4 protein-coding genes and 1 pseudogene are annotated in these 6,234 nt (G+C 61.0%); 4 read left to right on the forward strand and 1 reads right to left on the reverse strand.

The window, feature by feature from the left end:
- Positions 1-413 (reverse strand): DUF6526 family protein (locus AB4043_RS17360; RefSeq protein WP_442307626.1); only part of this gene is annotated, 413 nt, incomplete at its 3' end.
- Positions 414-490: 77 nt separating this feature from the next.
- Between AB4043_RS17360 and AB4043_RS17365 the strand changes: the two genes are divergently transcribed.
- From AB4043_RS17365 to AB4043_RS17380, 4 genes and pseudogenes are all read left to right on the forward strand, one after another.
- Positions 491-1,357 carry a deoxyribonuclease IV gene (locus AB4043_RS17365; RefSeq protein WP_442301716.1) on the forward strand — a complete coding sequence of 289 codons (867 nt, stop codon included), beginning with the start codon at positions 491-493 and terminating at the stop codon, positions 1,355-1,357.
- A 76-nt stretch (positions 1,358-1,433) separates the two neighbouring features.
- Positions 1,434-2,471, forward strand: a complete 1,038-nt coding sequence (locus AB4043_RS17370) for a hypothetical protein (protein ID WP_442307627.1) — start codon at positions 1,434-1,436, stop codon at positions 2,469-2,471.
- Positions 2,472-2,812: 341 nt separating this feature from the next.
- Complete coding sequence (gene leuS, locus AB4043_RS17375) at positions 2,813-5,317, forward strand: leucine--tRNA ligase (RefSeq protein ID WP_442301714.1); 2,505 nt, start codon at positions 2,813-2,815, stop codon at positions 5,315-5,317.
- Between the two features lie 380 nt (positions 5,318-5,697).
- A pseudogene (locus AB4043_RS17380) lies at positions 5,698-6,234 on the forward strand (hypothetical protein); the annotation flags it as partial.

Raw genomic sequence — 6,234 nt, forward strand, 5'->3', positions numbered from 1 at the left:
GACCGCCACTGCTCAATGGCCTGCTTGATCTGCTTAGCCGACAGGTCTTCATTCCATGTCCGTGCAGCCAGCACCGGCAGCTCCTCATCGGAGGCGAACCGCAGCGCGATTAGTTGGCGCTCGTTCAATTTGGCGATGTTTCCTCGCTCACTCTCGGGCAACAGGGCCGTCAGGCGAAGCTTTTCTTCCAGCCGGATGACGCGGTCCTGCACTTTGAGTGAGTACATCCGCGTCTTGAGGGTGAGGAACGCAAGCAGAGGAGTCAATACTGCCAGGAAGATGTGCAGATCGTTTGGCCAGAGGAACGCATGCACGATGGCAACGATCGAGAGGATCGCCAGCAGAGGAAAGAGAAAGAGGTGGAACGGGGCATCCAGCCGCCCATGGTTCTTGTACGTCTGTGGTGCAGCCATCGTCGTTCAGGCTCCTTTACGGAATTGTGGAAGGGAAGACGACTTTCACACTACACCATCGCCGTTATGCTGAAGAGATGGCAACTCCAAAGAAGCGTATCGGCATTCACCTCTCCACCACCGGCGGTGTGTACACAGCCGTTACCCGCGCTGTCGAATGCGGCGCCAATGCCTTCCAGATCTTCTCTGCCAGCCCGCGCATGTGGAAGGCCGGCCCGGTGAAGCCGGCCGATGCCGCCAAGCTCAAGGAACTGCGCAAGCAGCACGATGTCGGCCCCGTGGCGATTCACGCCAGCTATCTGATCAACATGTGTTCGCAGACTGAGAGTGTTCGATCCAACTCCATCGCAGCCTTCCGTGGTGAGGTAGAGCGTGCCCTCGCCCTGGGAGCAGAGTTTCTTGTTCTCCACCCGGGAAGCTGGAAAGGGTTGACCCGGGACGAGGGTCTGCGGCTGGCCGCGCAGTCGATTGAGAAGGCGATCGATGGTCTGCCCTGGCAGGGAGCTGACTTCCGGATCCTGATTGAAAATACCGCCGGAGCCGAGTTCTCCCTCGGCGGTTCACTGGAGCAGGTCGCAGAACTCGTCGAGACGTTGCGTCCCTGCGCTCCGGTCGCCGTCTGCCTGGACACCTGCCACGTTCACGTCGCCGGCTATGACATCGTCAGCGAAGAGGGCTACGCCGAGACGACGCGGCAGATCGAGACCACCATCGGCTTCGAGACCGTCAAGGTCTGGCACTGCAACGACGCCAAGGCCGGGCGCGGTTCGAAACTGGACCGCCATGAGCATATCGGCGAGGGCACGATCGGCGCTCCAGCCTTTCGCCGCCTGCTGCGCGATGCCCGCTTTGCCCACTGCGCYTTCCTGGCGGAGACCCCGGTGGACGATCCGGGAGACACTCTGCGCAACGTCTCGGCACTCTGGACGCTTGCCGCTGGGTAAATAAAGTTGTCGCCCCCGTCGTCTTCGCGCGACTTCGCCCGTCTAGATGGGGTAGAAGCAACTGGGGGAAGAGCACATGAAGCTTCATTACATTACCTTGACAGGTGCGCTCGCTCTGGCGAGCGTTGCGATCGCACAGCAGCCGGGTCCTGAGGCAGGTCCGCAGGGACCGGGAATGCGCGCCGGACATGGCCCGATGGGCCCTATGGGACGCGGCATGGGAATGCGCCATGAGGTGGTCAGCAACGCTCCATACAGCGCTACCTTCACCGACACCCGTACTGAGAAGCTGCAGGACGGCTCCGTCCTGACCCACACCTCCACCCGCACCGTCGCCCGCGACACCCAGGGCCGCCTGCGTGAGGAGATCACTTTCGAGCCGCGCCGTGGAGCGAAGGTTGCCGCTGCAACCAAGAAGACCGAGGTTGTTGTCTTTGATCCGGTCGCCCAGACCGTTACCCGCTGGAACAACGAGAACAAGATCGCCCATGTGATGTCTCTTCCGCAGGGTGGTCACCGCGGTCCTGGTTTCGGGCCCGCTGGAGCCGCCCACCAGGGCGGACCCGAGGCTGGTCCCCGTCCGGCCGGCTTCGAGCGTCCCGGACGCGAGCGCGAGGGCGTGAGCTTTGCCTCCACAGACCTGGGCTTCAAGACGATGGATGGCCTGTCGCTCAGCGGCCGTAGAGTCACCCGTACTATTGCTCCCGGCGTCATGGGCAACGATAAAGAGATCGTCGTCTCTCACGAGAGCTGGTTCTCGAACGACCTGAAGGTGGTGATCTCCGAGACGGATACCGACCCGTTTGCCGGCAGCCACACCTTGGTAACCTCAAATCTCTCCCGCAATGAGCCCGCGGCAACCCTGTTCAAGGCGCCTGAAGGCTACACGGTGCAGCAGGATCAGCCCCGCTTCGGCAAGGGCGACGGCCGTAACTTCGGCCCGCGCCGCGGACCCGGCGGTGAGCAGGGACCGATGGGTCCCCAGCAGGGACCGATGGGTCCCCAGCAGGGACCGATGGGTCCCCAGCAGGGACCGATGGGTCCCCAGCAGGGGTTTCTCCTCGAAGCCCGCCGGTCCATTGGCGGGCCTTCTCTTTTGTGCCAAAAGTGCTAGGGCGTGTCATCAAACTCGTGCCCGTCAGCGCCGGGAGCAGATTTTTTCGAGATCGAGGAGCGAGGAGAGAACTGCCGGTCCACTGGAACGACGAGTGACAAAGAGATCGGGAATCGGGGTCCCCAGTCAGCCTTGCTGGCTGGGTGAAGAAAATCTGCCCCGGCCCTTCGGGTTGCGGCGCAAATTCGCCCATACTTCGTTGTCGGCCTCGACTGTGGACACCCGCCACAGCCTTCGGCCTCCGCCTTGTCTGGACCAATTTGCGCTCGCAACGCTGGCGGCAGGAGTTTGATGACACGCCCTAGACTCACCCTTTTCTTTACAATCGATGATGTATGTCCATGGAAGAAAAGCAGCAGCGTTATAACCCCGCTGAGATTGAACCACGCTGGCAGCAGCGCTGGGACGCGGATCCCAACCTCTACGCCGCCGAGCCCGCAGGCAGCGGCAAGCCCAAGTATTACGTGCTGGAGATGCTGCCGTATCCCAGTGGCAAGCTGCACATGGGCCACGTTCGCAACTACTCCATCGGCGACGCCCTGGCGCGCTTCATGTGGATGCGCGGGTACAACGTCCTGCACCCCATGGGATGGGACTCCTTCGGCCTGCCCGCCGAAAACGCCGCTCTGAAGAACAACACCCCGCCGCGCGAGTGGACACTCTCGAACATCGCCGAGATGCGCAAGCAGATGAAGCGCATGGGACTCAGCTACGACTGGGAGCGTGAGGTCACCACTTGCCTGCCTGACTACTACAAGTGGAACCAGTGGTTCTTCCTCCGCATGTTCGAGAAGGACCTGGCTTACAAGAAGAGCAGCAAGCTGAACTGGTGCCCGCAGTGCGCCACCGTGCTGGCCAACGAACAGGTGATCGATGGCCGCTGCTGGCGGCACGAAGATCAAATTGTCGAGCTGCGCGAGATGGACCAGTGGTTCTTCCGTATTACGCGCTATGCCGACCAGTTGCTCGAAGGTCTGGACAGCATGCCGGGCTGGCCCGAGAAGGTGCGCACCATGCAGCGCAACTGGATCGGCCGCAGCGACGGCACCCTCGTCGACTTCGCTGTGGAAGGTCACGACTGCCCGATCACCGTCTTCACCACGCGTGTGGACACCATCTTCGGCGCCACCAGCGTTCAGGTAGCACCAGAGCACGCCGCTGCTAAGGCATTTGCCGCTGAAGACGCGGAACTGGCGAAGAAGATCGATGAATTGCTCGCCCAGCAGCAGGCAGCACGCGAGACCGGCGATATCGGCAACATCGAGAAGCACGGTTATCCCACCGACCGCTTCGCCGTAAATCCCTATAACGGCGAGCGCGTGCCTATCTGGATCGCGAACTACATCCTGGCTGACTATGGCACCGGCGCCATCATGAGCGTCCCAGCGCACGATGAGCGCGACTTCGAGTTTGCGACGAAGTATGGCCTGCCGATCCGGAGAGTGCTCGCTCCCAATGTTGATGTGGCCGAGCAGCCCGAGCTTCCATATACGGCGGAAGACGATGCCGTGCTCATCGACTCCGGTGAGTTCACCGGCGAAGCCGCGCTCGAAGCCCAGCAGAAGATGGCGAAGCATGCCGAGTCGCACGGCTTCGGCAAGGCCACGGTTACCTGGCGCTTGAAGGATTGGGGCGTCAGCCGTCAACGGTACTGGGGCACGCCGATTCCGGTTGTCTACTGCGAGAACGATGGTATAGTTGCGGTTCCCGACGATCAGCTTCCGGTCCTGCTTCCCGACAATATCGAGATCACGCAGCAGGGCGGTTCACCGCTCGGCAAGGTCGCGGAGTTTGTCCACACGACCTGTCCGAAGTGCGGCGGCCCGGCACGCCGCGAGACCGACACGATGGACACCTTTGTCGACTCGTCCTGGTACTTCTATCGCTACACCGATGCGAAGAACGACGGCGCGCCATTTGACTCTGCCACGACGAACTATTGGTTTCCGATCGACCAGTACATCGGCGGCGTGGAACACGCCATTCTGCACCTGATCTACTCGCGCTACTGGACGAAGGTGATGCGCGATCTCGGTCTCATCGACAACGACGAGCCGGCGACCCGCCTCTTTACGCAGGGGATGGTCATCAAAAACGGCGCGAAGATGTCCAAGTCGAAGGGCAATGTCGTCTCTCCCGACGACATGATCGCGCAGTACGGCGCCGATGCTACCCGTATGTATGCTCTCTTCGCTGCGCCTCCTGATCGCGACCTGGAGTGGCAGGAAGAAGGCGTCGCCGGTATCAGCCGCTTTCTCTCGCGCGTCTATCGCCTTACCACCAAGTACGCTCCTGGAATTGCGACGATCGAAGACACGGCAGGGAACCAGGCGCTCACACCCGCCGGCCTGAAACTGTTGCGCAAGCTGCATCAGACCATCGCCAAGATCTCGCAGAACTTCTCCGGCCGCTGGACCTTCAACACCTGCATTGCTGCCGTTATGGAACTCGTGAACGCGATCGTCGACGCAGAGCCCGCGATGGACTCCGGCGAGGTCTCGACCGCTACGCAGAAAGAGGTCTTTACCGCCCTCGTGCTTCTGCTCGCTCCCTTTGCTCCGTTTCTGTCGGCGGAGCTGTGGGAGGTTCTGGGGCACTCCGGAGTTGTCTTCCGCCATGCGTGGCCCGAAGCTGACGAAGAACTCGCCAAGGAAGACGAGCTGGAGATCCCCGTACAGATCAACGGCAAGCTCGCAAATGTCGTCAAGGTGCCTGCCGGTTCCGGCGAAGATGTCATCAAGGAGACGGCGCTCGCCGATGAAAAGGTGGCCGCACGTATTGCCGGCAAGACGGTGGTGAAGATCATCTACGTGCCCATCAAGCTGCTGAACATCGTCGTGAAGTAGTCAGGATTCAATAGCACCACTGCACCCGTTGCCCCATTCTTTCGCGAAGCGAAAGGGGGGTATCGCACTTTGCGCGACTGTTTTGCTGTCGCGTCTGAGGCGTATCGAGAAACTCGATTTCACTGCAGAGTTATAGGGCGGGCCTTCAGCCCTTTTTCTCTACGGGACATCAGACCTGGGGCGATGCCCCAGGCTGGTATAGAGCGCGCCTTCAGCGCTTAGAACCGTGACACCCTTTTTGCTTTGTCATTTTGGAGCGTAGCGGAGAAATCTGCTTTTCTACGTTGGTTCGGGTGGTAAGGAATACCCGAGATGCCTGACAAACAAAACCGAATTGGACTCAGGCCTTAAACTGGAATCAAGGAAGGCGAAGCAAACCCTTGTCCACCTACCAGAGCCAGTCCAGTAAGACCATTCGCGGTACCCAGAGCTTTGTCGGCACGATGTCCTGGGTATGGAAACATCCTCTCCTGGTAGGTCTGGAGATCCTGTGGCGCTGGCTCTGGGGTATTCCCGCGTTATGGCTCACGGTGCGCACCACAAAACGAATCCTCGATCAGCACCCTGTCGACTGGGCCGCGCTGCAACACGCTTCGCTGCTCGATCCCATGCACGCTGCTGAGGTCGCCGGCGCAATCATCGCGGTACTCGCGGCACCAGTCACGGAAGCGCTCACCTGGCTGCTCCCTCTGCTGATGCTCACCTGGGTGGCGGCGCATACCATCGGCCGCACCATTGTGCTGCACCGTATCGACGGGGAGCTAGTCCCTCGCCCGGCTACCTTCCTGTTGCTTACGCTGCTGCGTCTTACAGCCCTCGCGCTCGCGTTCGCCGTGTGGTGGCGTTCGCTGCTCTGGTCGTCCACTATCACCATCGCCAATCCCATCGCACAGGGCAGGGAACCGAACCTCGTCGGC

It is taken from the genome of Terriglobus sp. YAF25, assembly GCF_052113305.1.
GTDB lineage: Bacteria > Acidobacteriota > Terriglobia > Terriglobales > Acidobacteriaceae > Terriglobus.

Coding starts and splice junctions, on each gene's coding strand:
- leuS (WP_442301714.1), top strand. CDS start 2,813: ATGGAAGAAAAGCAGCAGCGTTATAACCCCGCTGAGATTGAACCACGC.
- AB4043_RS17370 (WP_442307627.1), top strand. CDS start 1,434: ATGAAGCTTCATTACATTACCTTGACAGGTGCGCTCGCTCTGGCGAGC.